Genomic DNA, 26460 nt, shown 5'->3' on the forward strand with positions numbered 1-26460 from the left:
CGGCTCAGTCTATCGAGCGTCCGAAAATCCCTTCCGCGATATCGCATGATGAGATTTCCGGGGTACTCGCTCAGACCTGCTCATGCCCACCTGGACACAGGCCACGCGAGAAAGTGCCCGGCGTCACAATCGTCCCCCGACCGACGCCGGTAAGCCAACTTTCAAGCACTAAGGTTCGGCTGTGCGCGTACTTCTGGTGGAAGACGATGAGCCGGTCGCCGAGTCCCTGCGCCGCGGGCTGAGGCGCTACGGCTTCGAGGTCGAATGGGTGACCACGGGCGCGGCGGCGCTGCGGCACGAGGGCCCCTACGACGTCGTCCTGCTGGATCTCGGGCTGCCCGACACCGACGGCCTCGACGTCTGCAAGGCGCTGCGCGGGCGCGGCGACGTCCCGATCATCGTGATCAGCGCCCGCAGCGACGAGACGGACCGGGTGGTGGGCCTGGAGCTCGGCGCGGACGACTACGTCTCCAAGCCGTTCGGCGTCCGGGAGGTCATCGCCCGGATACGGGCGGTCATGCGCCGCACCCAGGCCCGTACGCCCGCGGCGGGCGCCCCCGCGCCGGGCCCCGACCGCTACGGCACCCGCCTGACGATCGACCGCAAGGCGGCCCGGGTGCGCCTAGACGGCGAGGAGGTCGCCCTCGCGCCCAAGGAGTACGACCTGCTGGCCTTCCTCACCGAGGAGCCCGGGGCGCTGATGTCGCGCGAGCAGATCATGGAAGCGGTCTGGGACGCGAACTGGTTCGGGCCGACCAAGACGCTGGACGTGCACGTGGCGGCGCTGCGGCGCAAGCTCGCCGGGGCGATCGCGATCGAGGCGGTGCGTGGGGTGGGCTTCCGGCTGGAGATCGTCAAGGACGACGGGGCTTCATGAACCGGCAGCTCATCCGGAGCTACATCCTGCTGGTCGCGGTGGCCATCTTCCTCTTCACGGTGCCGGTCGCCTTCACCCTCACCAAGCAGCTGCGGGACGACACCAGACAGTCCGTCCTGCGCGAGGCCAACACGATGGCGCTGCTGCTGAGCAACGGCACCGGCGCCTCCTGCGAGGCCCTCACCGAGGTGGCCAGGGCGTACGGCGACGTACAGGCGACCCCCACCGCCGCCTGCGACCCGAAGCTGCCGGAGCCCGCCGCGGACGAGGCGCTGACCCGGGCCACGGAGCGGGACGAGGTGACGACGGACTGGGGGTCCGACTTCGTCTGGGGCGAGCATCTGCAGGTCACCGTCCCCGCGCGGGGGGACGCGGCCGTGCGGATCGTCTACTCGACCTCGGACATGACCACGCGGCTCTGGCAGATCTGGGGCTTCCGGGCCGGGCTGGCGGTGGTCGTGCTCGCGGCGGCCGCCGCGATCGGCGCGTTCGCCGCCCGCCGGATCACCCGGCCGCTGCGCCAGCTCAACGACATGGCCAGCAAGTTCAGCGACGGCGACCTCACGGCCCGCTCCCCGGTGACCGGGCCGCCCGAGACCCAGACCCTCGCCCGCACCCTCAACCAGGGCGCGGAACGCCTGGACACGCTGATCGCGGCCCAGCGCATCTTCGTGGCGGACGCGTCCCACCAGCTGCGCACCCCGCTCACCGCGCTGCGGCTGTCCCTGGACAACATCGCGGACGGTGTGGACGACGAGTTCGTACGCGAGGACGTGGAGCAGGCGACGGCCGAGGTCGTACGGATGAACCGCCTGGTCAACGGCCTGCTGGTGCTGGCCAGGGCCGAGGCCAAGGTGACGGCGGCCGAGCCGCTGCCGCTGATGGACCTGGTGCGGGAACGGCTCGCCGTGTGGAGGCCGGCCGCCGATGAGCGCGGAGTCACCATCGCGCTCAGGGGGAGTATCGACGGCCGGCCGTCTGTGCTGGCCAGCCCCGGTCATCTGGACCAGATGCTGGACAACGTGCTCTCCAACGCCCTGGAGGTGTCACCGGACGGCGGGACGATCACCGTCCGCGTGGACCCCGGGGGCGATGTGGTGGGGGTGTCGGTGCTGGACGAGGGGCCCGGCATGTCGGACGCCGAGAAGTCCCGCGCCTTCGACCGCTTCTGGCGGGGCCAGGGCCTGACCGGGAAGTCCGGCTCGGGCCTGGGCCTCGCCGTCGTCCGGCAACTGGCGACGGACGACGGCGGGACGGTGGCGCTGACGGACGCCCCGGGCGGCGGCCTGTGCGTGACGATCACGCTACGGGCGGCGCCCCACCGGTCCGGCGGCTGAGGCCCTTCAGGGGCTTACAGGGGCTCACCCCTCGGGCATCTTCGAGGAGTGGTGGTTCACGATCAGCCACGTGCCGTTCGGCTGCTTCTCGTAGGCGTAGGTGTAGCGCGCCTTGACGTCGCTCTTCTCGCCCGACTTCGGGTCGGTGAGCGCGAACTCGTACACGCCGGTGTCGATCACGGTGTTCCGGTCGAGGATGTTGACGACGGACTCGATCTTCTTCCCGTGCGGCTTGTTCTTCAGGAAGTGCTCGAAGTAGTCGACGATCTCGGCTCTGTCGGTACGCACGTTGTTGGAGACGGTCGGCAGCAGCACCGCGTCCTTGGCGTACAGATCGGCGACCTTCTTCGCATCACCGGTCTGCAACGCGGCGTTCCACTGGTCGAACAGCCCGAGCACCTGCGCCTTGGTCACCGTCCTGCCCGGCTTGCTCCCGGACTCGGCCCCGGCGACCCCGGCACCGGCGGCGAAGGTACCGGCGGCGAGAACGGCCACGCCGGTGACGACGGCGACACGCTTACGTATGGAGGCGGCTGCGGGACGGTCCGCGGGACGGCGGTTCATTGTCATCTCCGGTGGGATCGAGTGGAGTTGCTGAAGTGACTCCAGACTCGCGTTCCACCGGTTAGGGGCTGTGCAGCGGACGTACAGGGGGGATGCAGGATGCCCCCAATTTCACGCGGTGGGACCAGGGGGCCGGGCGCTACCGTCTGCGCATGGAGATTCTGCGGTACGTGGCCTTCAGCACGGATCCCCGGGGCGGCAACCCGGCAGGCGTGGTGCTGGACGCCACCGGGGCCGACGACGCGACGATGCTGGCGACGGCGGCCGAAGTCGGTTACTCCGAGACGGCGTTCGTGGTGGCGTCCGGCGACGACGCCTTGGACGTGCGGTACTTCAGCCCGCTCGCCGAGGTGCCGTTCTGCGGACACGCGACGATCGCCACGGCCGTGGCCCACGCGGAGCGGCATGGCACCGGGCGGCTGCTGCTGCGCACCGCGGCGGGACCGGTCACCGTCGCCACCGAGCGGTCGGCGGACGGCATCCTGGTGGCGACTCTGGTGAGCGTGGTGCCCCGTACGGCACCGATCGACGAGGGCGACCTGGCCGAACTGCTGGCGATCCTGGGCTGGTCCGAGGCGGACCTGGATCCGGCGCTGCCGCCCCGGGCGGCCTTCGCCGGGGCCTGGCACCCGGTCCTCGCCGCCGCGAGCCGGGAGCGACTGGCCGATCTGGACTACGACATGGCGGACCTCGGCACCCTCATGGCCCGCACGGGCTGGACCACGATCGACCTGGTCCAGCGGGAGTCAGACACCGTCTTCCACGCCCGCAACCCGTTCCCGCCGGGCGGTGTGATGGAGGACCCGGCCACGGGAGCGGCGGCGGCCGCCTTCGGCGGCTACCTGCGGGAACTGGGCCTCGTACCGACCCCGGCCACCCTGACGGTCCACCAGGGCGGGGACATGGGGCGGCCGAGCACGATCACGGTGACGGTGCCGGCGGAGCAGGACACCGGAATCGCCGTGACCGGCCCGGCCGTACGGCTCTGAGCGGCCGCGCTACGTGGCCGGGCGCATCCCCAGCGGGCCGCCGATCTCCTCCGCCATGACCCTGCCCGCCTCGAACTCCAGGGTGTCGTCGCCGATGCCCTGGTCCGTGTCCAGGCCGTCGAGTTCGGCGAGGGGCTGGTTGAGGCGGACGTGGGCGAGGACCGACTGGAGGGCGCGGAGGGTGGCGGAAGCGGTGGAGCCCCAGTTGGAGAAGTAGGAGAACTGCCACCACCACAGGGCCTCCGTGGTGCGGCCCGCGCGGTAGTGGGCCATGCCGTGGCGCAGGTCGGTGATGACGTCCGTGAGGTCGTCGGAGATCCGGGCCGGGACCGGGGCCTTGCGGGGCTCGTAGGGGTCGAACACCTCGGAGTAGATGTCGATCGGGTCCAGCAACCGGGCCAGGTTCTCGCGGAGTTCGTCGACGTCCGGCTCGGGGCCCGAGTCGGGCTCGTAGCGCTCGTCCGGCACGATGTCCTCGTGCGCGCCGAGACGGCCGCCGGCCAGGAGGAGTTGGGAGACCTCCAGGAGGAGGAAGGGCACGGCCGATTCCGGCTCGTCGCCCTTCGCGACCTCGGTGACGGCGACCAGGAAGCTCTCGACCTGGTCCGCGATCTGGACCGCGAAATCGTCCGGGTTCTGGTCGGTCGCGTGCAGCGTGGCGTCAGACATCTAGGAGTCGTCTCCCCTCGAAGGCGCGGCCGAGGGTGACCTCGTCCGCGTATTCCAGGTCGCCACCCACCGGGAGGCCGCTGGCCAGGCGGGTGACCTTCAGGCCCATGGGCTTGATCATGCGGGCGAGGTACGTGGCGGTCGCCTCGCCTTCGAGATTCGGATCCGTGGCGAGGATCAGCTCGGTGACCGTGCCGTCGGCGAGCCGGGCGAGCAGCTCCCTGATGCGCAGGTCGTCGGGCCCCACCCCGTCGATCGGGCTGATCGCGCCGCCGAGGACGTGGTACCGGCCCCGGAACTCACGCGTCCGCTCGATCGCCACGACGTCCTTCGGCTCCTCGACCACGCAGATGACGGCGGGGTCGCGCCGGGTGTCGCGGCAGATGTTGCACAGCTCCTCCTGCGCGACGTTGCCGCAGGTCGCGCAGAAGCGGACCTTCGCCTTGACCTCCATGAGGGCCTGGGCGAGGCGCCGTACGTCCGTCGGTTCGGCCTGGAGGATGTGGAAGGCGATCCGCTGGGCGCTCTTCGGACCGACGCCGGGCAGCCGCCCCAGCTCGTCGATCAGGTCCTGGACCACGCCTTCGTACAACGGACTGCCCTTCTTGGAACTCCGAGACCTTCGAGGAATTCGCGGTCTTCGAGGTCGGTCGTCGCGTACGGCCTTTCCGTACGTACGGTAGTTGTCCGCCGCCCGTCCGAGGAAGGCGGCGGGCGTCTCAGAACGGCAGGCCCGGGATTCCGCCGCCGCCGAGACCCTGCGCGAGCGGGCCCAGCTTCTGCTGCTGGAGCGCCTGCGCGTTCTCGTTGGCCGCCTGGACCGCCGCCACGACGAGATCGGCCAGCGTCTCGGTGTCGTCGGGGTCGACCGCCTTCGGGTCGATCTTCAGGGCGCGCAGTTCGCCGGCGCCGGTGACGGTCGCGGTCACCAGGCCACCGCCCGCCTTCCCGTCGACCTCCGTCTGCGCCAGCTCCTCCTGTGCCTGTGCCAGGTCCTGTTGCATCTTCTGGGCCTGCTGGAGCAACTGCTGCATATTGGGCTGGCCACCACCGGGAATCACGATCAGCTCCTTGCTCGGTACGGGTTTTCCCGTTCGGCACGAGCCTACGTGGTCAGGCCTGCCGTCGCCCCAGCACTCTTTCGAGTGAGTCCCCCTCGCGCCCTATACCGGATCAAGGAATACTTCCGGGCGGAAAAGTGGCGAAAGCTGCGTCTTCGCCACCCATTGGGGGGTAGGAAGGGTCCGGCGCGGCAGGTGGGTCGTTCGTCGCGCAGTGTGAGTCGGCTGGGACCGCGCGTGGTCGTTCGTGGTCAGTAGGGAGTGCCGGGTGGGTCAGCCGGAGATGCAGCCCGAGGTGCCGCCTCAGGACGGACGGGGCGAGGGGGCGTCCCGGCCGCGGCCGGGCGATCTGACCGGGCGGGCCTTTCCGCACGGGGACTGGGGTGAGCCGGCGGCCCGGCTGGACGAGCTGTACCGGTGGGTGGAGCGCGGGGCGCTGCGGACGGCGGCCTGGTATCTCGAGGACCGGGTGTGGAAGCGGCGGTGCGCGCGGGGCTTGCGCTGCGGGGCCGCGGTGGGGGCGGTCACCGGCGTCGCGCTGCCCCTGCTGGATCTGACCGGGGTCGCCGGCGGGGTCGCGCCCTGGGGGTGTCTGGCGCTGCTGCTGGGGGTGGCGTGTGTGGCCGTCGACCGGTACTTCGGGGTGACGTCGGGCTGGATGCGGGACGTGGCCACCGCGCAGGCCGTGCAGCGGCGGCTGCAGGCGTTGCAGTTCGACTGGGCGGCGGAGTGCGTGCGGGAGGTGCTGGGGCCGGCGGAGGGGACGGCCGCGGAGGCCGCCGAGCGGTGTCTCGGGGTGCTGCGGAGGTTCAGCGAGGACATGAGTGAGCTGGTCCGGGTGGAGACCGGGGACTGGATGGGCGAGTTCCGGGCCGGGGGTGCGCCGGTGGGGATGCAGGCGGTGGTGTTGTCCGGTGGGGGGCGGGGGGCTGAGGTGGGGGGTGTGAACGGGCGGTTCTCCGTGCCGCCGCCGGGGGGTGGGGCGCGGCCGAACATGCCGCGGCAGCGGCCGCCGGAGCCGCGGTGAGCTGGCCGGGGGTTTCTGGTGCTCGGCGTTGTCGCTGGGGGCGGGTGGGTGCGCAACTCGGCGCGACGAGGTGCCTCCCCCACTCTCGGCTTCGCTCGAGCGGGGGGACCCCCACCGCCCACCCGTGCCGCCCTTAGCGGCACGCATGCCCGCAGCTAGGACAGGACCTAGGTGGCCTCCGCGCACAGGACGAGACCCTCCGGGGTCCAGCACGGGATGTGGCCGTGGGTGCGGGTCACGTCCTGGCCGTTGCCTCGGGACAGGTAGGTCAGGAAGCTCGATGCCAAGGAGTCGGCCGGGGGGCGGCCGTAGGTGTAGGCGTATTCGATCTCGCGGTAGGGGTAGTCGCTCGTGCCGCGTTCGATGGCGTCGACGGAGGCGGGGTCGCCGTCCAGGCGCAGGGAGTGCAGGCCCTTCGCGCGGGCGGCCAGGTTGAGTTCGCTGTAGCCGACGGCGCCCGGGAGGCCGGCGACCGTCGTCAGCACCTGTTCCGTGGAGTCGAGTTCGCAGCGGATGACGGCCGCCGTCGGGTCGTCCTTGTGGACGCAGTCGACGGAGGAGTTGGCGATCTCGCCCCGGCCCAGCACCCGGCGCTGGAAGACCTGCCGCGTCCCGGACCCCGCGTCCCGGCTGACCAGGTGCACGCGCAGGTCCGGGCCGCCGAGCTGCTTCCAGTTGCGGATCTCGCCCCGGTAGAGACGCCGTACGTCCGCCGTGGACAGGTTCTTCAGCCTCACGTCGTCGTTGACGACGAGCGCGAACACGGACACCGCCACCCGGTTCTCGCGCAGCGCGGGCAGGCCGGCCGGCTTGGGGCCGTCCGACAGGGCCACCACCGGCGGGGAGCCCCGCCCCTCCCGTACCGCCCGGTCGCCGGCCGCCGCGAGCTCCCGGATCCCGGCCGTCGAGCCGTGGGCGTCCACCTCGATGACCGGGTCGCCGCCGCAGTCCCGCTCGTACTTGGCGGCCACCTCGCGCAGGACGGGCGCGAAGGCGGTCGAGCCGGTGAGGGTGAGGGTGCCGCTCGCGCAGCCGATCGGGGGCGGGGTGTCGTCCTGGACGACGACGATCGCCGCCAGGGTCACGACGCTCACCGTGAGCGCGAGGGTGATCAGCCGCGCCGCCCGGCTGAACAGCGGCGGCTTGTCGTCCGGCGTGGCGCTGCGGTTGGGGTGCACCTCGCCGTCGCGCAGGCCGCCCACCAGCCGGATCTCGTCGCCGACATCGCCGCCGGCGAGCAGCACGAGCAGCTTGAAGTGGTCGCCCCGGTTGAGCGGAACGCGGGGGATGCGCAGGGTGTTGCCGTCGTAGGCGAAGCCGCGGGCCGCGGTGAAGTGGTCCATGAGGTGGTCGGTGTCCGACGGCTGGGTCACCGAGACCCCCCGGACGGTACGGCCCGCGAACACCGCGGTCAGGCCGTGCAGTTCGGGGCCGGTGTAGTCGTCGCGGTCGATGCCCTGCGAGCCGTCGTTCTCGATGCGCAGCAGGACCAGGGTCGCGTCGGACATGTCCGGGGCCTCGTCGAACAGGCCGAGACGGCGGTTGGCGCGGCCCGAGCGCACGTCGTCGCCGATGGCGTTGTCCATCTGCACGCGGTAGCCCACCCGTTTGCGGCGCGGCACCCGGCGTTCGTACCAGACCATGACGCCCGAGGCGATGATGCCGAGCAGGGCCGTCGCCACGGCCACGAGGTTCTCCGCGCTCAACCACTCCACCGTGGGTGCCCCCGCCGCCGCCCGGACTCGATCGTCTGGTCACCGTACGGCTGTACGAGCGGGTATCCGGATTTCGTCGGCTTGAATTCGCCGGACGTTCAACGACCTCGGGGGAACCGGTAGTTGGTCATTCCTTGGAGTACGTCAGCCGCTCCCCGCTGCTCGTGTTCACGCGCTGGAGCGTGTAGTCGGTCAGGAGGGTGACCTCGGTGGCCTCGCCCGGGGTGCAGGCGGAGCGCGGCTGCCCGACCGTCACGGTGGACGGGCCGATCCTCAACGGGCCGTCGGAGCCCGGGTCGTCGGTCAGCTCGCCCTCGAACACGCAGTGGTAGGTGCCGCCTCCCTTGGTGGGGCCGTCGGCCACGAGGGACAGGACCGTGTCGCCCGGCTCGCCCTGCTGGATCGTCAGGGAGCGGGTGTGCTGCCCGTCGGCGTTGTCGATGGTGGTGGACCAGGTGCCGAGGTACGCCGTGGGGATGGCGCCGTCGGCCGGGGAGGAGGCGGTGGTGTCCGGCTGCGAGGTCTGCTGGCCGGAGTCCGTGGGGGCGCCGGTGCCCTGCGTGGGGGTGGGGCGGTCGTCGGCTTTGTCGCCCTCGCCGCCCTGCATCAGCGCGTACACCGAGCCGCCCGCGGCCAGCGCGACGACCAGGGCGATCACGACGAGCAGGGCGGTGGAACGGCCGTTGCGGGGCGGGTCCTGTGGCGGGCCGTAGGGCGGGGGCGTGCCGTACGGCGTCGGACCGTAGGGAGGTGGGCCGTAGGGCGGGGTGGAGCCGAGTTGGGGGTGTTGCTGGGGGTAGCCGTAGGCCGGGTACGGGGGTGGTGCCTGTGGGCCGGGCGGTACGCCCTGGCTCGCGACCATGGTGGGCAGGTGGTTCAGCGGTGGGCCCTCGCCTGGCGGACCCGGTGGGGGTGGGGCGGTGGGTGCCTGCGGCGCAGGGGTCGGCGACGATTCGTCGGTGGTCGGGGCGTGTTCGGGGGTGGTACCGGGACCGATTTCCGGCTGCGGGGCGGTGGGGGCTGGTCGCGCCCACGCGGCGGAGCCGCCCATGTCAGGGCCCCGCGCCCCTTGGGTTTCTGGATCCTCTGTTTCCAGCAAGCGCACCGCGTGTCGTCCCAGTTGGGCCACCAGTGCGCCCGGGAGCCAGGGGTCGAGGGCTCGGCCGTCGGCCACGGTGTCGTCCGCGCCGGTGCGTTCCAGGACGCGGTCGAGGGTCGGGCGGGTGGTGGGGTCCTTGCGGAGGCAGTCGCGGACCAGGTCGGCGATGCCCTCGGGGACGCCCGTCAGGTCCGGTTCCTCCTGGGCGATGCGGAACATCAGCGCGTGCACACCGCTGTTGGCGGTGCCGAAGGGCAGGGCGCCGGTCGCGGCGTAGGCGAGGACGGAGCCGAGGCAGAAGACGTCGCAGGCCGGGGTGATGCGGTCGCCCCGCACCTGCTCGGGCGCCATGAAGCCGGGCGATCCGACGAGCGCCCCGGTGCGCGTGAGCCCGCCGTCCGTCACGGTCTCCAGGGCCCGTGCGATACCGAAGTCGATGACGCGCGGGCCGTCGATGGTGACCAGCACGTTGGACGGCTTGAGGTCGCGGTGGACGATGCCGGCGGCATGGATGTCCTTGAGCGCGTGCGCGAGCCCGGCCGCGAGGATGCGGACCGTCCGCTCGGGCAGGGCACCGTGGTCGTGCCCGACGACCTGCTGGAGACTCGGCCCGGCGACGTACCCCGTGGCGACCCAGGGCACCGCCGCCTCGGTGTCCGCGTCCAGCACCGGCGCCGTCCAGTAGCCGCCGACCCGCCTTGCGGCCCCCACCTCCTGCCGGAACCGCTCCCGGAACTCCTCCTGCGCGGCCAGTTCCTCGCGCACGAGTTTCACGGCGACCGTACGGCCCCGCTCCGAGCGCGCCAGATACACCTGCCCCATCCCGCCCGCGCCGAGCCGCGCCAGCAGCCGGTAGGCACCGATCCGTACGGGATCCCCGGGCCCCAGTTTCTCCATCGCTCAGCCGCCTTCCCCCCACACGTGAGCAACAGATCGAGAATAGTGCGGGGGCGGGGCGGGGTGACCTGGGCGAACTCTACGGTTCCGTAACAGGCGGACCCACCTGGTCGAGCACGGTGGACAGGCGTTCCAAGAGCCGCACCGCCTCCGCCAGTTCCGCCTCCCCGAACGCCTCGGCCAGCCGGTCGGCGTAGGCCGCGTGCCCGGGGTCGATCCGGGCGACCGCCGCGCGCCCCTCCTCGGTCGGCGCGAGGAGCTTGGCGCGGCGGTGCGCCGGGTTCTGCCGGTACTCGGCGAGGCCGCGCTCCACCAGCAGATCGGCGATGCGCTGCACGCTCTGCCGGGTGATGCCCATGGCGCGGGCGATGCCGGAGACGGGCAGCGGCTCGCCGAGGACCGCGCCGAGCACCTGCCACCAGGCGGCGGTGAGCCCGGCGGGCCGGGCCAGTTCCTCCGCGACGGCGAGGAACTGGCCGTTGAGCCGGAACACTCCGAGGGCGCTGCGGCTGAACAGGTCCTGGCGCTCCCGGCTCACAGCGCGCCGGCCTTCTCCAGCACCGCGTACGCCGCCGGGTCGGAGTCGTGGAACAGCCGGTACCAGGCGTCGAGCACCTCACCCTCGTAGACCCCGAGCAGCCGGAGGATCTCCCGGGCGAAGGCGACCGGTTCGGTCGGGCCTGCCGTGACCAGGGGGCCGTCGGTGACGGCGTCGGTCTCGACGTAGCGCTCGCCGCCCGCGTAGCCGGTCGCGGCCAGGTAGAAGGAGATCGCGCTGGTGTGGTCACGGTCGTCGAGCAGGCCCTCCCGGGCCAGTCCGGCGGTGGCCCCGCAGATCGCGGCGACCGGTACGCCCGCTTCCAGGAAGGCCCGGGCCTTGCGGGCGAAGGGCGCGAGGTCGCCGCTCGTGTCCCAGAGGTCGGCGCCCGGGAGGATCAGCAGCGCGCTGTCCTCGGGGCGTACGTCGTCCAGCGCCATGTCGGGCTGGACGCGCAGGCCGCCGATGCTGGTGACCGGGGCCGTGGTCGGGCCGACCGTGCGGATCGTGTGGCCGGCGCGGGCGAGGTGGGCCGTGGCGTGGCCGGTCTCCCAGTCGGCGAGGGTGTCGTAGACGGCGAGATGGACGGGCTTGGCGCTCATGGCTCCTCCTGGAGTTCCGTGTATGACAACATACTGTCGATTAGGCAGCATGCTGTCAATACCCCCTCCGTACCCGGGGAAGGTCCTCCGTGTGACACCTCCCCGTCGACAACCTGTCGCGGAAACCCCCGGACCTCACACACGACGCCGATTTCCAGCCCGCGTCCCGCATGCCTACGCTCGCCCGCATGACCCCTCAGCCGAACCCCGAAGCCGGTGCCGCCGTCAAGGCCGCCGACCGTGACCATGTGTTCCACTCCTGGTCCGCACAGGAGCTCATCGACCCGCTCGCCGTCGCCGGCGCGGAGGGGTCGCACTTCTGGGACTACGACGGCCGCCGCTACCTGGACTTCTCCAGTGGGCTCGTCTACACGAACATCGGCTACCAGCACCCCAAGGTCGTCGCCGCGATCCAGGAGCAGGCGGCGAAGCTGACGACGTTCGCGCCCGCGTTCGCGATCGAGGCGCGGTCGGAGGCGGCACGGCTGATCGCCGAGCGGACCCCCGGCGACCTGGACAAGATCTTCTTCACCAACGGCGGCGCCGACGCCGTCGAGCACGCCATCCGCATGGCCCGTCTGCACACGGGCCGCCCCAAGGTGCTCTCGGCGTACCGCTCGTACCACGGCGGCACGCAGCAGGCCGTGAACCTCACCGGCGACCCGCGCCGCTGGGCCTCCGACAGCGGCACGGCCGGGGTCGCGCGCTTCTGGGCGCCCTACCTCTACCGCTCCCGCTTCTACGCCGAGACCGAGGAGCAGGAGTGCGCGCGGGCGCTGGAGCACCTGGAGACGACGATCGCCTTCGAGGGGCCCTCGACCGTCGCGGCGATCATCCTGGAGACCATCCCGGGCACGGCCGGGATCATGGTCCCGCCGCCCGGCTACCTCGCCGGTGTGCGTGAGATCTGCGACAAGTACGGGATCGTCTTCGTCCTGGACGAGGTCATGGCCGGCTTCGGACGGACCGGTGAGTGGTTCGCGGCCGACCTGTTCGACGTCACCCCCGACCTGCTGACCTTCGCCAAGGGCGTGAACAGCGGCTACGTACCGCTGGGCGGTGTGGCGATCTCCGGCGCGATCGCGGAGACCTTCGGGAAGCGGCCGTACCCCGGCGGTCTGACCTACTCCGGGCACCCGCTGGCCTGCGCTGCCGCCGTCGCGACGATCGACGTCATGGCGGAGGAGGGCGTCGTCGAGAACGCGGCCCGGCTGGGCGCGTCCGTCCTCGGGCCGGAGCTGGCCGCGCTCGCCGAGCGGCACCCGAGCGTCGGCGAGGTGCGCGGCGCCGGCATGTTCTGGGCGCTGGAGCTGGTGCGGAACCGCGAGACGCGCGAGCCGCTGGTGCCGTACAACGCGGCCGGGGAGGCGAACGCGCCGATGGCCGCCTTCGCCGCCGCCGCGAAGGGCGGCGGGCTGTGGCCGTTCGTGAACATGAACCGCACGCATGTGGTGCCGCCCTGCAACATCAGCGAGGCGGAGCTGAAGGAGGGCCTCGCGGTTCTGGACACGGCGCTGTCGGTGGCGGACGAGTACACGGCGTGAACAGCGGTACACGGAGTAAACACCTGTAAACCCGTCAGTAACCGACAACCTCGGGCCTCATTCGAACGCGTAAGGTGGCGTGCTCGTAGACATATACGTGCACGCCACCCGAACGCGACGAGGGAGACGCCCTGACCATGCCCGGCAGTACCGGCAACGGCGCCGTGACGCGCAGCACCCTGCGCCAGCAGATCGCGGACGCGCTTCGTGACGAGGTGCTGGCCGGAAGGCTCCAGCCGGGTCAGGAGTTCACGGTCAAGGAGATCGCCGAGCAGTACGGGGTGTCCGCGACGCCGGTGCGCGAGGCCCTGGTCGACCTCTCCGCGCAGGGACTCCTCGACGCCGACCAGCACCGCGGCTTCCGGGTCCACGAGTACTCCGCCGAGGACTTCCGCGGCATGATCGAGGCCCGTGACCTGGTCATCGAGGGGATGTTCCACGCCCTCACCTCCGGGCAGCGCGACTCCCTCCAGCCCGACGACCCCCGGATAGCCGCCGTGCTCGCCGGGGTCAGGCGGCGCGGCGAGGAGGCCCAGCGGGCCGCCGCGGCCGGTGACCTCACCGTCCTCATCGGCTACGACCTGCGCTACTGGCGCGAGCTCGCCGCCCTCTTCGGCAACCCCTACCTGGGCGACTTCCTGCACCGGCTGCGCGTGCAGACCTGGGTGGGCGCGGTGCAGCATCTGCGCCGGCTCCCCGATCTGCGCGGCGAGCTGTGGGCCGGCCACACCTCGCTGGTCGACGCCCTGGCCGCCCAGGACACCGTCACCGCCCGGTCGATCATCTCGGGCTACAACTCCCACTCGCTCGCCCTGATCGAGCGCCTCGCCTGCTGACGGTCTGCGTCGCGGCTGTCCGTATGGGTATGGGACATGCACGGCAGGAGCCTCTGCCGGGCCGCACCGATACCCTGCCCTGACTGACCACCGTGCTACCCGACGCCACCCGACCGCTGAGCTGAGCGAGGAGCCTTCTTTGGCCTGTGACCTGTGGCTGGTACCGCTCGTCGACGTCTTGTGCCACACGCCGGACAACCCCTTCGCCGAGGAACTCGCGCAATACAACAAGGTGCTCGCCGAGGCCGGGTTGCCGCCGGTGCCGGTGTACCAGTACATGCCGGGCTTGTCCGGCGAGGTCGCCCCGGTCGCGGGCTTCGACTACGACGCGCTGCACTTCCTGCGCCGCGCCTATCTGCTCCAGGTGTGCGGACTGCCGGTGACGCCCGTGGACGAACTCGGCGGCGACTACGAGCAGTTGCTGGAGATGTTCGAGTCGACGGCCCAGCAGTCGCACCTCGTGTGGCACTACGACCACGCGGGCGCGTACGTCCCCGTCGACTTCCCGAACCCGCTCGCCGACGACGATCTCCTCGCGGGCGGCGGCCCGCTGGGCTCCTCGCACGCCCTGCTGCGGGAGCTGGAGACGGTCGCCCCCGCCCTCGGCATCGACCCGGCCAACCCGCCGGCCGCGCCCCAGGCGCCCCTGGCCCCCACGGAGCTGGAGGAACCCGCCGTCCCCGCCCCGTACGACCCCAGCCCGTTCGCCCGCGAACGGCACGTCTGGCTCGGGCTGCACGCGGCCGTGACGCGGAGTCTGGCGCAGGGGTCGATGATCGTCTTCAGTTGAGGGCGGAGCGGCCGTTGATCGGAAGGTACGTCCATGACGAGTGAGCAAGCCCGCCTGACCGCGGTGATCACCACGGTCGAGCAGGAGGCGCAGGACGAGGCGAAGGCACTGGCGGGCGAGGGCCGGACGGCCCGGGCGATCCGCCGTCTGCGCAAGAGTTCGAGTCTGAACCTGCACACGGGCTCCGTGGCCCTGGACCTGCTGGTCGAGGGCGGCACCCTGCCCACCACGCACCGCCAGGCCCTGGACGCCCTGCGGGAGGCGGACGCCGCGCTGGTCGGTGAGTTGACGGGCGTGCTGCGCCAGGAGAGGCGCGACGCGGACATCCAGGCCGTCAAGCTGCTCCGCGAGCGCACCGGCATCGACCTGGCCGGCGGCTATCACCTCGTCCGGGAGCTGTCGGCACAGCTCGGCCGGTGACCGAGGGTCGCCCCTCGGGTCACCGGCCGCAGCAGCAGGCGTCCTACAGGAACGAGTTGATCTCGATCGTCTCGTCCCGGCCCGGGCCCACACCGATCGCGGAGATCGGGGCCCCCGACATCTCCTCCAGCGCCTTGACGTAGGCCTGGGCGTTCTTCGGCAGGTCGGAGAAGGACTTGGCCTTGCTGATGTCCTCGTTCCAGCCCGGCAGCATCTCGTAGACCGGCCTCGCGTGGTGGAAGTCGGTCTGGGAGTACGGGAGCTCCTCGACGCGCTTGCCGTCGATCTCGTACGCCACGCAGACCGGGATCTGCTCCCAGCCGGTGAGGACGTCGAGCTTGGTGAGGAAGAAGTCCGTCAGGCCGTTGACGCGGGTGGCGTACCGGGCGATGACGGCGTCGAACCAGCCGCAGCGACGGTCACGGCCGGTGGTGACACCGCGCTCGCCGCCGATGCGGCGCAGGGCCTCGCCGTCCTCGTCGAAGAGCTCCGTCGGGAACGGGCCGGCGCCGACCCGGGTCGTGTAGGCCTTGAGGATGCCGATGACCCGGCTGATCTTCGTCGGGCCCACGCCGGCGCCGGTGCAGGCGCCGCCCGCGGTCGGGTTCGAGGAGGTGACGAAGGGGTACGTGCCGTGGTCGATGTCGAGCAGCGTGCCCTGGCCGCCCTCGAAGAGGACCACCTTGTCGTCCTCCAGGGCCTGGTTCAGGACCAGGACCGTGTCGGCGACGTACGGGCGGAGCTTCTCGGCGTAGGCCAGCAGCTCCTCGACCACCTGGTCCACGGCGATCGCGCGCCGGTTGTAGAGCTTGGTGAGGACCTGGTTCTTGATGTCGAGGGCCGCCTCGACCTTCTGCGTGAGGATCGACTCGTCGTAGAGGTCCTGCACACGGATACCGACGCGGTTGATCTTGTCCGCGTAGGTCGGGCCGATGCCGCGCCCGGTGGTGCCGATCTTGCGCTTTCCGAGGAAGCGCTCCGTCACCTTGTCGACCGTGACGTTGTACGGCGTGATGATGTGCGCGTTGCCGCTGAGCAGGAGCTTGGAGGTGTCGACACCACGCTCGTTCAGACCGCTCAGCTCGGAGAGCAGGACCGACGGGTCGACGACGACACCGTTACCGATGACCGGCGTGCAGCCGGGAGACAGGATTCCGGAAGGGAGGAGGTGCAGTGCGTACTTCTGGTCGCCGACGACGACGGTGTGGCCGGCGTTGTTGCCGCCCTGGTAGCGCACTACATAGTCCACGGATCCACCGAGCAGGTCGGTGGCCTTTCCCTTGCCTTCGTCACCCCACTGAGCACCGAGCAGCACAAGTGCGGGCACGCGCGTACACCCCTTCCGGGCGGGGCATGTCCATGGTCGAGGGCGAACGCGGCGGTGTACCACCGCGTGCACCGCGACCGCCGTTGGCCGCCAACCGTCGGACCGGATGCCCCGGAATAGACGAAGCCCCTGGCGCAATAGCGCAAGGGGCTCTTGCACAAAGATGCTACCCGAGGAAGCGAGGCATGGCCGAGGTGGCGACTTCTCCGACGTCCGAGCAGCTGCTGGTGGTCATAGACCCGGTCGCCCGCCGGACGGACAACGAGTCCGTACGGATCGCGAAAGACGTGCTCAGCGGGGGTGCCGGCACCAAGGTGTGCCTGCCGGAGGGACCGGAGGAGTTCGCCCGGGCGCTGGCCCGGCGGGGCTCGCGGCGGCCCGTGGTGGTCGGCGACGACCGGGCGCTGATCCGCGCGGTGTCGCTGCTGCACCGGCACCGGGAGCTGGCCGGATGCGCGCTGTCGGTGGTGCCGGTCGGGGATGTCATGTCCCTGGCTCGCTCGCTGGGGGTGCCGACGGGGACGGTGGCGGCGGCGCGGGCGGTGCTCGACGGGGTCGAGCGGCGGATGGACCTGATGGTCGACGACAGCGACGGGGTGGTGCTCGGCGCGTTGCGCATACCGCCCCTGTCGCCCTTCCCGGCGGCCGAGGATCCTGAGGACGCCTCGGGCCGTCCGTGGCTGCGGACCTGCCAGTCCCTGGTCCGGACCCTGGTACCGGCCGGCCGCCCGTCCCGGCTCACCGCCGGGCCGGAGCCCGGGCCGTCCCGGCTGCGGGTCGAGGTGGACGGGGAGACCCTCGTCGACCTGAACCAGCCGGTGGAGGCGGTGTCGGTGTCCCCCACGGCCTCCGGAACGGCCTCGGTGGAGATCCGCCCCGCGTCCGTCGGCGCCGAGGCATCCCCCCTCCTCGCCCAGGGCCGCACGGTGACCGTCTCGGGAGCCCACTTCCGCTATCGCGCGGACACGGCGGTGTCGGGGCCGGTGCGGACCCGGACGTGGAGGGTACGGGAGGGGGCCTGGGGGCTGACGGTGCCGGCGGCGGTGTCGTGAGTCAGCTCTCGGGGGCCTGGAATCCGGTGGTGTCGAGGGTGCAGCCGAAGGGGTCCGGGATGTCGAGCTTCTCGCCGAAGGGCTTGGAGAGCCGGAGCTCGTAGCCCTTCGCCGACGGGGAGCCGTAGACGATGGCCTGCTGCTCCTGCATGTCGAGGACCAGGTAGACGGGGACACCCGCCCTGGCGTACACCTCGGCCTTGTCGGTGAGGTCGTCGGTCCGGGTGGAGGGGGAGGTCAGCTCGGCTACGAAGGACAGGGCTTCGCCGTCGAGGTGATTGCTCGTGGTCCGGTGAGCGTGATGGTGGGCTGCGTGAATGTCGGGGCCGTAGGCGGACTCGGAGCCAGGAAAGACGTACAGAAAGGGCCCGTAACTGATTCTGTGCCCGGCGGGCAGGTGCGGTCGCAACTGGTCACAGACCAACTCCATGACATTGAGGTAGTACCCCTTCGACCACGGCGACACGACGATGCTCCCCCTGACGATCTCGGCCTTGTAGCCGTCGGGCACGTTCAGCTCGTCGAGAAGGTCCAGGAGTTCCTCGAAGTCGCTGCGGGGCCTGGTGCCGCTCATCACCGGTCGCTCTGCCATGAGTGTCATGATGCGCCCTCCCCTTCGACATGGACCAGACGCCACTCAGTGTAGTCGGATGGTCACTCCGGTCCGAACGTCTTCTCCCGGTGCTCCCGCCAGCGCGCCATCATCGCCTCGACCTCACCCTCGAGGAACTCGAAGAACGCGAGCGTCTCGGAGAGGCGGCGGCCCGCCGGGGTGGTGGGGCCGAGGCTGGAGACGCCCTCGCGCAGGGCGCCTTCCCAGCGCTTGAGGACGGCCTCGCGGTTGGCGAGGGCCTCGTACCACTGCTCGCCGTGGACCCGGTAGCGCTCGCGGCGGGAACCGGGCTCGCGTTCGCGCGAGACCATGTGCGTCTGGGCCAGGTAGCGCACCGCGCCGGACACCGCCGCGGGGCTGATCTGCAGCTGGTCGCCCAGCTCGGCGGAGGTCAGCGAGCCCTCGTCGGAGGCGAGCAGCGCGGCGAAGACCCGGGCGGGCATCCGGGGCATGCCGGCCTCGACGAGCTGCGCCGCGAAGGACTCCACGAACCTCGACACGGCCTCCGCGTCCCGGCCGCTCCCTGCTGAATCCGTCATACGGCTCACCCTATCCGCGATTCATACGCTTCCTTAACTTCACAAATTTCTGAAAGAAGCGTACGTTCTGAAGCATGACGAAGGCCATCACCGTCTCCGGACTGCACAAGTCCTTCGGGCGGACGCACGCTCTCGACGGGCTCGATCTGGAGGTCGCCTCCGGCGAGGTCCACGGCTTCCTCGGCCCCAACGGCGCCGGCAAGTCCACCACCATCCGTGTGCTGCTCGGCCTGCTGCGCGCCGACTCGGGCGCCGCGCAGGTGCTCGGCCGCGACCCGTGGACGGACGCGGTCGAGGCGCACCGCCGTATCGCCTACGTCCCGGGCGACGTGACGCTGTGGCGCAACCTCTCCGGCGGCGAGGTCATCGACCTCTACGGCCGGCTGCGCGGAGGTCTCGATCCCCGGCGCCGGGCGGAGCTGATCGAGCGCTTCGAACTCGACCCCACCAAGAAGGGCCGTACGTACTCCAAGGGCAACCGGCAGAAGGTCGCCCTGGTCGCCGCGTTCGCCTCGGACGTCGACCTGCTGATCCTGGACGAGCCGACCTCGGGCCTGGATCCGCTGATGGAGGAGGTCTTCCAGCGGTGCGTCGCCGAGGAGCGCGACCGGGGGCGCACGATCCTGCTCTCCTCCCACATCCTCAGCGAGGTGGAGGAGCTGTGCGACCGGGTGAGCATCATCCGCAAGGGCCGTACGGTCGAGAGCGGGTCGCTCGCCGAGCTGCGCCATCTGACACGTACGAGTGTGACGGCCGAACTCGCCGGGCCGCCGAACGGGCTGGCGGATCTGCCCGGGGTGCACGGCCTCGACGTCCAGGGGCGCCGCGTCCGGCTCCAGGTCGAGTCCGACCGGCTGGACGCCGTACTGCGGTCCTTGTCCGAGTCGGGTGTGCGGTCGCTGACGTCGACGCCGCCGACGCTGGAGGAGCTGTTCCTGCGGCACTACCAGGACGAGGCGGACGAGACGGCAGAGGCGGCGGCCCGATGACGACCTTCGCCTTCGCGGCGCGCCCCGGCAGCGCACGCCAACTGGCCGGGACGGGCACGCTGCTGCGGTTCGCGCTGCGCCGCGACCGGCTGATGATCCCGGTGTGGACCGGGGTCAACGTCCTGATGGTCCTCTCCATGCCGGGCACGCTGGAGGGCCTGTACGGCACCCCGGGCGAACGCGCCGACCTGATCCGGCAGATGGCCGGCAACTCCTCGCTGCGCGCGATGATCGGCCCGGTCTTCGGCGACTCGATCGGTGCCCTGACGGCCTGGCGGGTCGGCGTCTACGCGGGCGCCCTGGCCGCCGTGACGAGCCTGCTGGTCGTCGTACGGCACACCCGGGACGAGGAGGAGAGCGGCCGTCAGGAGCTGGTCGCCTCCGGGATGGTGGGCCGCCGGGCCTCCCTGACGGCGGCCCTGCTGGCGGCGGCGGTCGCGAACGCGGTCCTGGCCCTGCTGGTGACGGCCGGACTGGCCGGGCAGGGTGCGGCCGGGGCCCTGGCGCTGGGCCTCGGGATCGCCGGGGTCGGGATGGTCTTCGCGACGATGGCGGCGATCGTCGCCCAGCTCACGGAGAGCGCGCGGCTGGCCCGGGGGCTGACGGCGGCGGTGCTGGGCACGGCGTTCGTGCTGCGTGCGGCGGGCGACTCGGCGACCGACGACGGCTCGTCGCCGCTGACGTGGCTCTCGCCGCTGGGCTGGCTGGAGAACCTGCGGCCGTACGCGGACGAACGCTGGTGGGTGCTGGCGCTGCTCGCCGGGGCGGTCCTGCTCCAGGGCGCGGTGGCCTACGGGCTGGCGGGCCGCCGGGACATCGGCATGAGCTTCCTGCCCACCCGCCCCGGCCCGGCGACCGGCCGCCTGGGCAGCGCGGGCGCACTGGCCTGGCGGTTGCAGCGGGGCGGTGTGCTGGGCTGGAGCGTCGGCTTCCTCCTCGCCGGGGTCGTCTACGGCGGCATGACCGAGGGCGCGGCCGACCTGGTCGGCGGCAACGCCGGTGCCCGGCGGATCTTCGAGCGGATGGGCGGGCAGTCCGGCCTGACGGACGCGTTCCTGGCGTCGATGGTGGGCATGCTCGGGCTGGTCGCGGCCCTGTACATCGTGGCATCGGTGCTGCGCCTGCACGGCGAGGAGACATCGGGCCGTGCGGAACCGGTCCTGGCGAACGCGGTCGGGCGACTGCGGTGGGCCGCCGGGCATCTGGTGATCGCCTTCGGCGGCGCGGCGCTCCTGATGCTGCTGGCCGGCCTGGGCTTCGCCCTCGGCTACGGCAAGGACATCGCCCCGATCCTCGGCGCCTGCCTCGTGCAGCTCCCGGCGATCTGGGTGATCGGCGGCCTCACGGTCCTGCTGACCGGCGTCCTGCCCCGGGCGGCAGCGACGTCGTGGGGCGTGGCCGGCGCGGTCCTGCTGATCGGCTGGGTCGGACCCGCCCTGGACATGCCACAGACGGTGCTGGACCTGTCTCCCTTCGGCCATCTGCCCAAGTTGCCCGGCGGGGAGATGGAGTGGGCGCCGGTCCTGGCCCTGCTGGGGCTGGCCGTGGTGCTGGTGGCCGGGGGGCTGGCGGGGTTGCGGCGGCGGGACATGACGACCTGAGCGGCGGCGGGAACTGCCGAGCGGCCCGCGTACGTCCATGCCGGGCATGGGACAACGTACGCAGGCCGCTGCCGGTTGCCTGACCGCGGCCGTCGGCGCGGGCGCGGGACTCGCGGTGTGGGCCGTCGGCGTCAGGGAGCGGCTCTGGCGGTTCGAGGCGGCCCCGGACTGGAGCGTGCTCTACGCCGAACTGCCCTTGGCGATCCTCGGCGGGGTCGCCGCCGCCCTGACGGCCTGGGCCCTGCTCCGGCGTCTCAGACCGCGACGCTGAGCCCCTCCAGCCCCCTGATCACGAAGTTCGGCTTGCGATCGGGCTCAGCGGTCAGGCGCAGGGTCGGGGCCTTCTCCAGCAGCGCGCCCATCGACGCGGCCAGTTCGATGCGGGCCAGGGGGGCGCCGATGCAGTAGTGGATGCCGGCGCTGAAGGAGATGTGGGGGTTGTCCGTGCGGGTCAGGTCGAGGTGGGAGGGGTTCTCGAAGACCGTCGGGTCGTGGTTGGCGGAGCCGAAGAGGAGGGCGATCTCCGCGCCGCGCGGGATCGTCGTGCCGGCGATCTCGATGTCGTCCAGGACCCAGCGTTCGAAGAGCTGGAGCGGGGTGTCGTAGCGCATCAGTTCCTCGACGGCGGTGGGGACGAGGGTGGGGTCGGCGCGCAGGGCCGCGAGTTGGGGCTCGTTGCGGAAGAGGGCGTACCAGCCGTTGACCGTGGAGTTCACCGTGGCCTCGTGGCCGGCGTTCAGCAGGAGGACCGCCGTCGAGATCATCTCCTGCTCGGTGAGGCGGTCGCCCTCGTCGTGTGCCTCGATGAGGCCCGAGATGAGGTCGTCGCCCGGTTCCTTGCGGCGGGCCGCGATCAGTTCGCGCAGGTAGTCGGAGAACTCGACCGACGCCCGCACCGCCTTCGCCGCCGTCTCCTCGGAGGGGTTCAGCTCGTACATCCCGCAGATGTCCGCCGACCAGGGGCGCAGTGGGGCCCGGTCGGACTCCGGGATACCGAGCATCTCGGCGATCACCGCGACCGGGAGGGGTTCCGCCACGTCCGTGAGCAGATCCCCTCCGCCGGACTCCACCAGCGCCGACGCCAGTTCGTCCGCCAGGCCCCGCACATACGGCTTCAGCCGCTCCACCGTGCGCGGTGTGAACGCCTTCGACACCAGGCGCCGGATCCGGGTGTGGTCCGGCGGCTCCAGGTCGAGCATGCCGTGGTCGTTGAGCGTGTGGAACGGCTCGTGCTCCCCCGGCGGCGCGCTGCGGCCGAACTCCTCGTGCGTGAAGCGGTGCTGATACGTCCGGCCGAGGCGCCGGTCGCGCAGCAGGGCCGAGACGTCCGCGTGGTGCGGGACGAGCCACTGGTTCGTGGGCTCGTAGTAGTGCACGCGGCCCTTGGCCCGCAGCTCGGCATAGGCGGGGTACGGGTCGGCGAGGAACGCCGGGTCCCATGGGTCGAACGCGAGGTCGAAAGCAGTCGCCATGGACGGACGCTAGCCCGGATCCCCGTCTCCGACCAGGGGTGTTCCGGCGGGACGGGCGGATGAAGCGCCGGGTTCAAGATCGTTAAGCTGGGTCTGCCGTCTGAGCGGCACGAGTCTTTCGTAAGGAAAAAACTTAGGTCTACGTCCACAAGGGCAGCGGCGTCAACTTGTCCCGGTCCTGAAGGACCGGGCTTGGAGGTAGTGCCCAGCTGGCTGCCGGGTGGACTCTTCCGTCCAGACACCCCTCAGGGGGCGGCAGGGACGCGTGACTCACGCCCCGCGTTCCACACCACAGCGCCACGATGGGCGATGTTGTGGGAAGCGTTCCGGTCCGCGTGGGCAACGACCCCGCAGTTCCGGCAGACGAACAGGGCCTGGTCGACCCGGTTTCTCTTGTCGATGTACCCGCACTCGCAGCAGGTCTGCGAGGTGTGGGCGGGATCGACGTGGACCACGGGCACGCCCTGGCGGTGTGCCTTGTACGCGATGAACTCTCCGAGCTGGGCAAAGGCCCAGGAGTGGAGCGTGACCCGTTGGGGCTTGCGAAGCCGTGCCCTGTGCCGGATACCGCCCAGGTCCTCCAGGGCGATCCCGGCCGAGGTGCGTTGAGCCTCGGTCACGATGCGTTTCGCGATGATGTGGTTGGTGTTCTTCACATGCCGCTGCTCGCGTCGCCGTCGCTCTTTCAGGCGGCGCCGGGCGGACTTGGTGCGCTTCTTCTGCAGCTTGGCCCGCAGATCGACACCGACGAAGTACTCGGGCTCGTACGGCCCGGCCTCGGGAACGTCACAGGTCGCCATCAGGTAGAAGGTGCCGTCGCGTTCGATCAGATCCGACTCGCCCCTGCGGTGCGCGGCCAGCAGCTTGAGGGTCTCGGGGGAGCAGGCGAAGCGCACCTTTTTGAGGCGTCCGGCGGTCGTCCAGACCGACACTGTCTGCTGGTCCAACTGCCAGGACAGGCAACGGTCGTCGAACGGCTGGGCCGCCCGGGGCCGGAAGGTGACCGGCTTGGACTCGGCCTTGATGCGCCGCTTGGAGCCCGGCCTGCCGAGGTTCCCGGCCCGCAGATTGGCCTTGAGGGTGGTGTAGGCGTCCACGACCTTCTTCACCACCCTCACCGCGGGCTGCGCCGACAGCCCGAAGACCGCCTTCAGCTCCGCATAGACCTCCTGCTGCAGGCCGTTGCGGTCGGTGAGGTTCTTGGCGTGGGCGATCGCCGCAGCATGCGTGGCGGCCTGGTTGCAGGCGCGCAGGGTCGCGGTGAGAGCCGACGCCTGCTCGGGCGTCGGCAGCAGCTTCACCTGCACCACCAGCTGCATGGCATCGGACCTTAGTACGGCAACCACACACACGATCCCCCGTTCCACGCAGGTCACCACAACCTGTGACCTTCAGGACGATTGTTCGCTTTCCCTGGCTCCGTCGGGCGGCCGTGTGAGCGCTCCGCGCCCCCGGGGACAGGCCCGCTGCGGCGACGCTCCGCTCCACGACGACAGGAGGCGATTCCTCCCCGGCGCGAACGCCGGGACATCCTCGCCAGAATCAGGTGAACTTCCGCACGGGCGCCGGCACCGGCTACGCGTCCAAGGGCATCCTCCACAAGGACGACTGGGGCAAGAAGCTCGCCACCAAGGGCTCCTGGATCAAGCTGAAGCTCGGCACGAAGTCCAAGAGCGGCATCGCCAAGGGCACCACCGGCTGGGTCTCCAAGTCGTACGTCAGCGACTGCACGCCGATGCAGCTGGACTGATCCGGTCCGTCAGGGTCTGTCGCCCCGGTGCCCGAGGGCCCGCGGGGCGGCGTCCCGCCGGTGCCCGCGCCGGCTAGCCGGGCGTCACCAGCCGCGCCTCGAACGCGAACACCGCCGCCTGGGTGCGGTCCCTGAGGCCCAGCTTCACCAGGATCCGGCTGACATGCGTCTTGATCGTCGACTCGGCGACCACCAGCCGCCCGGCGATCTCCGCGTTCGACAGCCCCTGCGCGATCAGGACCAGCACCTCCGTCTCCCGCTCGGTGAGGTCCCCGTACGCCGCCCGCGCGGAGGGCATGAGGCGCGGGGTCTCGGAGAGCTTGGAGAACTCGGTGATCAGCCGCCTGGTCACCGAGGGGGCCAGGAGCGCCTCCCCGGCGGCCACGATCCGCACGCCCTCGGCGAGCTGGCGGGCCGAGGCGTCCTTGAGGAGGAAGCCGGAGGCTCCCGCGCGCAGCGCCTGATACACGTACTCGTCGAGGTCGAAGGTGGTGAGCACCAGCACCTTCGCCTCACTGTCGGCGGCGACGATCTCGCGGGTCGCCTCGATGCCGTTCAGCTCGGGCATGCGGATGTCCATCAGCACGACGTCCGGAGCGAGTTCGCGGACCTTCGCGACGGCCTCCCGGCCGTTCACCGCCTCGCCGACGACCTCGATCTCCGGCATCGCATTCAGCAGGACCGAGAAGCCCTCGCGCACCATCATCTGGTCGTCCGCGATCAGTACGCGAATGGTCATGCGTCACCCTCGTCCGGCAGGGCGACCGGCAGGAACACCGCCACCTCGTAGCCTCCGTCGTCCACCGGGCCCGCCGTCATCTCGCCGTTCAGCATCGACACGCGCTCCCGCATACCGGTGACTCCGTGTCCGGCGCCGGGCGAGGGTTTGATCAGGCTGGGGTTCGGCGGCGGGCCGTTGACTATCCGCAGGCCCAGCCCGCCGAGAACGTAGCCGATCTCGACGCGGGCGGTCGCGCCCGGCGCGTGCCGCAGGGTGTTGCTCAGCGCCTCCTGCACGATGCGGTACGCCGACAGCTCCACGCCCTGGGGCAGTTCGCGCACCGCCCCGGTCACCGCCTTGTCCACGCTCAGCCCGGCGTCGCGCACATTGGCCAGCAGCCCGTCCAACTCGGCGAGCGTGGGCTGTGGGGCGTCCGGGGCCTCGTAGTCCTCGGCGCGGACGACGCCGAGGACGCGGCGCAGTTCGGTCAGGGCCGCCACCGCGTTCTCCCGGATCGTGGCGAAGGCCTTCTCCAGCTCCGGCGGCGGGTTCTCCACGCGGTAGGGCGCGGCCTCCGCCTGGATGGCGACCACCGACATGTGGTGGGCGACGACGTCGTGCAGCTCGCGGGCGATCGTGGTGCGCTCCTCCAGCAGGGTGCGGCGGGAGCGCTCGTGCGCGGTGACCGTCTGCTGGGCGGTGACCTCCTGCACGGCGTCCCGGCGGATGTGCCGGACGGTGACGCAGAGCAGGATCAGCGCCGAGATGATCAGCATGGCGCCGGAGTTGCTGCCGTACATGGAGGTCGGGCCGATGCCGCTGTCCGCGATCACGGCGTACAGCGCCGTCAGCGCCCACATCCACCCGGCCGTGCGCGGCCTGGTGCGCATCGCCACCACCGTCAGCACGATCAGATGGCAGGCGAAGCTGCCGGCCGCCCAGGGCCATTCGCCCCAGTGGCTGCCGACCAGGGCCACGACCAGGGTGGAGATCATGGACGCCCAGAACGCCGCCACGGGCCGCACCATGGTCAGCAGCACCGGGACCGCGCAGAACAGGCCCATCAGCGCGGCGGGTCCGCCGGAGTCGACGGTGGCGAAGGCCACGGTGATCAGGGCCGCAGCGACGATCAGCGCGTGCGGCGTCCAGGCCGTGTACTCCCGCAGGCGGCCGGGCAGCCGCCGGGCGAAACGCCCGTCGGTGCGCCGGCCCGGCAGGGGCCGGTAGGCGAAGGCGTCCTGGATGAGGTCCTGCCGCAGCCCGCGCAGGGAGTCCACCGCCACCCGGTACTCCGGGCTGTGCGGCTTGGCCCCGGCCCCCGGTGGCGTGCTCTGGAGGTGAGTCGTCTCGGTCACGTACAGAAAGGTAGGCCTCCCCCCGGGTCCAGGTCGTCCCCAGTGAGAGGGGTTCCTCAGCCTCCCTCTCAGGTAC

General features: G+C 71.4%; 28 protein-coding genes. 13 read left to right on the top strand and 15 right to left on the bottom strand.

The annotated features are described in order from the left end of the window. The first annotated feature begins 181 nt into the window (after positions 1-181). Together KJK29_RS16720 and KJK29_RS16725 are read left to right on the top strand one after the other, a co-directional pair. A complete protein-coding gene (locus KJK29_RS16720) occupies positions 182-877 on the top strand; it encodes a response regulator transcription factor (protein WP_215119959.1) in 696 nt (231 codons plus the stop codon). Then, positions 874-2214: a sensor histidine kinase gene (locus KJK29_RS16725; RefSeq protein WP_215119960.1), complete on the top strand. Its 1341-nt coding sequence runs from the start codon at positions 874-876 to the stop codon at positions 2212-2214. Before KJK29_RS16720 ends, KJK29_RS16725 begins: the two co-directional genes overlap by 4 nt. A 24-nt stretch (positions 2215-2238) precedes the next feature. Here the strand turns inward: KJK29_RS16725 and KJK29_RS16730 are convergent, their stop codons facing one another. Then, positions 2239-2778: an SgcJ/EcaC family oxidoreductase gene (locus tag KJK29_RS16730; RefSeq protein ID WP_215119961.1), complete on the bottom strand. Its 540-nt coding sequence runs from the start codon at positions 2776-2778 to the stop codon at positions 2239-2241. Between the two features lie 152 nt (positions 2779-2930). Between KJK29_RS16730 and KJK29_RS16735 the strand changes: the two genes are divergently transcribed. Next, positions 2931-3767: a PhzF family phenazine biosynthesis protein gene (locus KJK29_RS16735; protein WP_215119962.1), complete on the top strand. Its 837-nt coding sequence runs from the start codon at positions 2931-2933 to the stop codon at positions 3765-3767. Positions 3768-3776: 9 nt separating this feature from the next. Here KJK29_RS16735 and KJK29_RS16740 read toward each other — a convergent pair whose 3' ends face one another. The 3 genes from KJK29_RS16740 to KJK29_RS16750 all read right to left on the bottom strand — a co-directional run bounded on the left by KJK29_RS16740 (position 3777) and on the right by KJK29_RS16750 (position 5497). Then, positions 3777-4436 carry a DUF5063 domain-containing protein gene (locus tag KJK29_RS16740; RefSeq protein WP_215119963.1) on the bottom strand — a complete coding sequence of 220 codons (660 nt, stop codon included), beginning with the start codon at positions 4434-4436 and terminating at the stop codon, positions 3777-3779. Next, positions 4429-5028: a recombination mediator RecR gene (recR, locus tag KJK29_RS16745; RefSeq protein WP_003991835.1), complete on the bottom strand. Its 600-nt coding sequence runs from the start codon at positions 5026-5028 to the stop codon at positions 4429-4431. The genes KJK29_RS16740 and recR overlap by 8 nt, the downstream gene beginning before the upstream one ends. A gap of 127 nt (positions 5029-5155) precedes the next feature. Then, positions 5156-5497: a YbaB/EbfC family nucleoid-associated protein gene (locus tag KJK29_RS16750; protein ID WP_215119964.1), complete on the bottom strand. Its 342-nt coding sequence runs from the start codon at positions 5495-5497 to the stop codon at positions 5156-5158. Positions 5498-5765: 268 nt separating this feature from the next. Here KJK29_RS16750 and KJK29_RS16755 point away from each other — a divergent pair, with 268 nt between their 5' ends. Continuing rightward, on the top strand, positions 5766-6524 hold the full coding sequence (locus KJK29_RS16755) for an SLATT domain-containing protein (protein ID WP_215119965.1): 759 nt from the start codon (positions 5766-5768) through the stop codon (positions 6522-6524). Positions 6525-6691: 167 nt separating this feature from the next. Here the strand turns inward: KJK29_RS16755 and KJK29_RS16760 are convergent, their stop codons facing one another. The 4 genes from KJK29_RS16760 to KJK29_RS16775 all read right to left on the bottom strand — a co-directional run bounded on the left by KJK29_RS16760 (position 6692) and on the right by KJK29_RS16775 (position 11375). Next, positions 6692-8239 (bottom strand): substrate-binding domain-containing protein, encoded by a 1548-nt coding sequence (locus KJK29_RS16760; RefSeq protein WP_215119966.1) that lies wholly within the window; start codon positions 8237-8239, stop codon positions 6692-6694. A 127-nt stretch (positions 8240-8366) separates the two neighbouring features. Continuing rightward, positions 8367-10235 carry a serine/threonine-protein kinase gene (locus KJK29_RS16765; protein ID WP_215119967.1) on the bottom strand — a complete coding sequence of 623 codons (1869 nt, stop codon included), beginning with the start codon at positions 10233-10235 and terminating at the stop codon, positions 8367-8369. Between the two features lie 79 nt (positions 10236-10314). Continuing rightward, a complete protein-coding gene (locus KJK29_RS16770; protein WP_215119968.1) occupies positions 10315-10773 on the bottom strand; it encodes a MarR family winged helix-turn-helix transcriptional regulator in 459 nt (152 codons plus the stop codon). Beyond that, the gene (locus KJK29_RS16775; protein WP_215119969.1) at positions 10770-11375 is read right to left on the bottom strand and encodes a type 1 glutamine amidotransferase family protein; all 606 of its coding nucleotides are present in this window, start codon (positions 11373-11375) and stop codon (positions 10770-10772) included. Before KJK29_RS16775 ends, KJK29_RS16770 begins: the two co-directional genes overlap by 4 nt. A 188-nt stretch (positions 11376-11563) precedes the next feature. On the opposite strand from KJK29_RS16775, the gene KJK29_RS16780 reads away from it, so the two are divergent. The 4 genes from KJK29_RS16780 to KJK29_RS16795 all read left to right on the top strand — a co-directional run bounded on the left by KJK29_RS16780 (position 11564) and on the right by KJK29_RS16795 (position 14965). After that, the gene (locus KJK29_RS16780) at positions 11564-12919 is read left to right on the top strand and encodes an aspartate aminotransferase family protein (protein ID WP_215119970.1); all 1356 of its coding nucleotides are present in this window, start codon (positions 11564-11566) and stop codon (positions 12917-12919) included. A gap of 137 nt (positions 12920-13056) precedes the next feature. Next, positions 13057-13755, top strand: coding sequence for a GntR family transcriptional regulator (locus tag KJK29_RS16785; protein ID WP_215119971.1), 699 nt, complete (start codon positions 13057-13059; stop codon positions 13753-13755). 139 nt (positions 13756-13894) lie between these two features. Further along, on the top strand, positions 13895-14545 hold the full coding sequence (locus tag KJK29_RS16790; protein ID WP_215119972.1) for a hypothetical protein: 651 nt from the start codon (positions 13895-13897) through the stop codon (positions 14543-14545). 33 nt (positions 14546-14578) lie between these two features. Beyond that, positions 14579-14965 carry a hypothetical protein gene (locus KJK29_RS16795; RefSeq protein WP_215119973.1) on the top strand — a complete coding sequence of 129 codons (387 nt, stop codon included), beginning with the start codon at positions 14579-14581 and terminating at the stop codon, positions 14963-14965. A gap of 43 nt (positions 14966-15008) precedes the next feature. Here the strand turns inward: KJK29_RS16795 and KJK29_RS16800 are convergent, their stop codons facing one another. Beyond that, complete coding sequence (locus tag KJK29_RS16800) at positions 15009-16292, bottom strand: adenylosuccinate synthase (protein WP_215119974.1); 1284 nt, start codon at positions 16290-16292, stop codon at positions 15009-15011. A 185-nt stretch (positions 16293-16477) separates the two neighbouring features. On the opposite strand from KJK29_RS16800, the gene KJK29_RS16805 reads away from it, so the two are divergent. Further along, a complete protein-coding gene (locus KJK29_RS16805; protein WP_215119975.1) occupies positions 16478-17344 on the top strand; it encodes an acylglycerol kinase family protein in 867 nt (288 codons plus the stop codon). Between the two features lies 1 nt (position 17345). On the opposite strand, the gene KJK29_RS16810 is transcribed toward KJK29_RS16805, so the two are convergent. Continuing rightward, the gene (locus tag KJK29_RS16810) at positions 17346-17945 is read right to left on the bottom strand and encodes a Uma2 family endonuclease (protein ID WP_215119976.1); all 600 of its coding nucleotides are present in this window, start codon (positions 17943-17945) and stop codon (positions 17346-17348) included. A 53-nt stretch (positions 17946-17998) separates the two neighbouring features. Continuing rightward, complete coding sequence (locus tag KJK29_RS16815; protein WP_215119977.1) at positions 17999-18496, bottom strand: GbsR/MarR family transcriptional regulator; 498 nt, start codon at positions 18494-18496, stop codon at positions 17999-18001. Positions 18497-18570: 74 nt separating this feature from the next. On the opposite strand from KJK29_RS16815, the gene KJK29_RS16820 reads away from it, so the two are divergent. From KJK29_RS16820 to KJK29_RS16830, 3 genes are read left to right on the top strand one after another with little or no spacing between them, the layout of a single operon-like run. Then, on the top strand, positions 18571-19485 hold the full coding sequence (locus KJK29_RS16820) for an ABC transporter ATP-binding protein (protein ID WP_215119978.1): 915 nt from the start codon (positions 18571-18573) through the stop codon (positions 19483-19485). Next, positions 19482-21086, top strand: coding sequence for an ABC transporter permease (locus KJK29_RS16825; RefSeq protein ID WP_215119979.1), 1605 nt, complete (start codon positions 19482-19484; stop codon positions 21084-21086). The genes KJK29_RS16820 and KJK29_RS16825 overlap by 4 nt, the downstream gene beginning before the upstream one ends. Positions 21087-21132: 46 nt before the next feature. Then, a complete protein-coding gene (locus KJK29_RS16830) occupies positions 21133-21357 on the top strand; it encodes a hypothetical protein (protein ID WP_229873076.1) in 225 nt (74 codons plus the stop codon). On the opposite strand, the gene KJK29_RS16835 is transcribed toward KJK29_RS16830, so the two are convergent. Together KJK29_RS16835 and KJK29_RS16840 are read right to left on the bottom strand one after the other, a co-directional pair. Further along, a complete protein-coding gene (locus KJK29_RS16835; RefSeq protein WP_215119980.1) occupies positions 21341-22558 on the bottom strand; it encodes a cytochrome P450 in 1218 nt (405 codons plus the stop codon). The two genes, KJK29_RS16830 and KJK29_RS16835, sit on opposite strands and share 17 nt — an antisense overlap. 245 nt (positions 22559-22803) lie before the next feature. Beyond that, positions 22804-23877 carry an RNA-guided endonuclease InsQ/TnpB family protein gene (locus KJK29_RS16840; RefSeq protein ID WP_215119981.1) on the bottom strand — a complete coding sequence of 358 codons (1074 nt, stop codon included), beginning with the start codon at positions 23875-23877 and terminating at the stop codon, positions 22804-22806. Between the two features lie 227 nt (positions 23878-24104). Here KJK29_RS16840 and KJK29_RS16845 point away from each other — a divergent pair, with 227 nt between their 5' ends. After that, positions 24105-24308 (top strand): SH3 domain-containing protein, encoded by a 204-nt coding sequence (locus KJK29_RS16845; RefSeq protein WP_251057828.1) that lies wholly within the window; start codon positions 24105-24107, stop codon positions 24306-24308. Between the two features lie 73 nt (positions 24309-24381). On the opposite strand, the gene KJK29_RS16850 is transcribed toward KJK29_RS16845, so the two are convergent. Next, positions 24382-25047 carry a response regulator gene (locus KJK29_RS16850; RefSeq protein WP_215119982.1) on the bottom strand — a complete coding sequence of 222 codons (666 nt, stop codon included), beginning with the start codon at positions 25045-25047 and terminating at the stop codon, positions 24382-24384. Further along, a complete protein-coding gene (locus tag KJK29_RS16855) occupies positions 25044-26384 on the bottom strand; it encodes a sensor histidine kinase (RefSeq protein ID WP_215119983.1) in 1341 nt (446 codons plus the stop codon). Before KJK29_RS16855 ends, KJK29_RS16850 begins: the two co-directional genes overlap by 4 nt. Between the last annotated feature and the right edge of the window lie 76 nt (positions 26385-26460).

The organism is Streptomyces koelreuteriae (assembly GCF_018604545.1).
GTDB classification, from domain to species: Bacteria; Actinomycetota; Actinomycetes; order Streptomycetales; family Streptomycetaceae; genus Streptomyces; species Streptomyces koelreuteriae.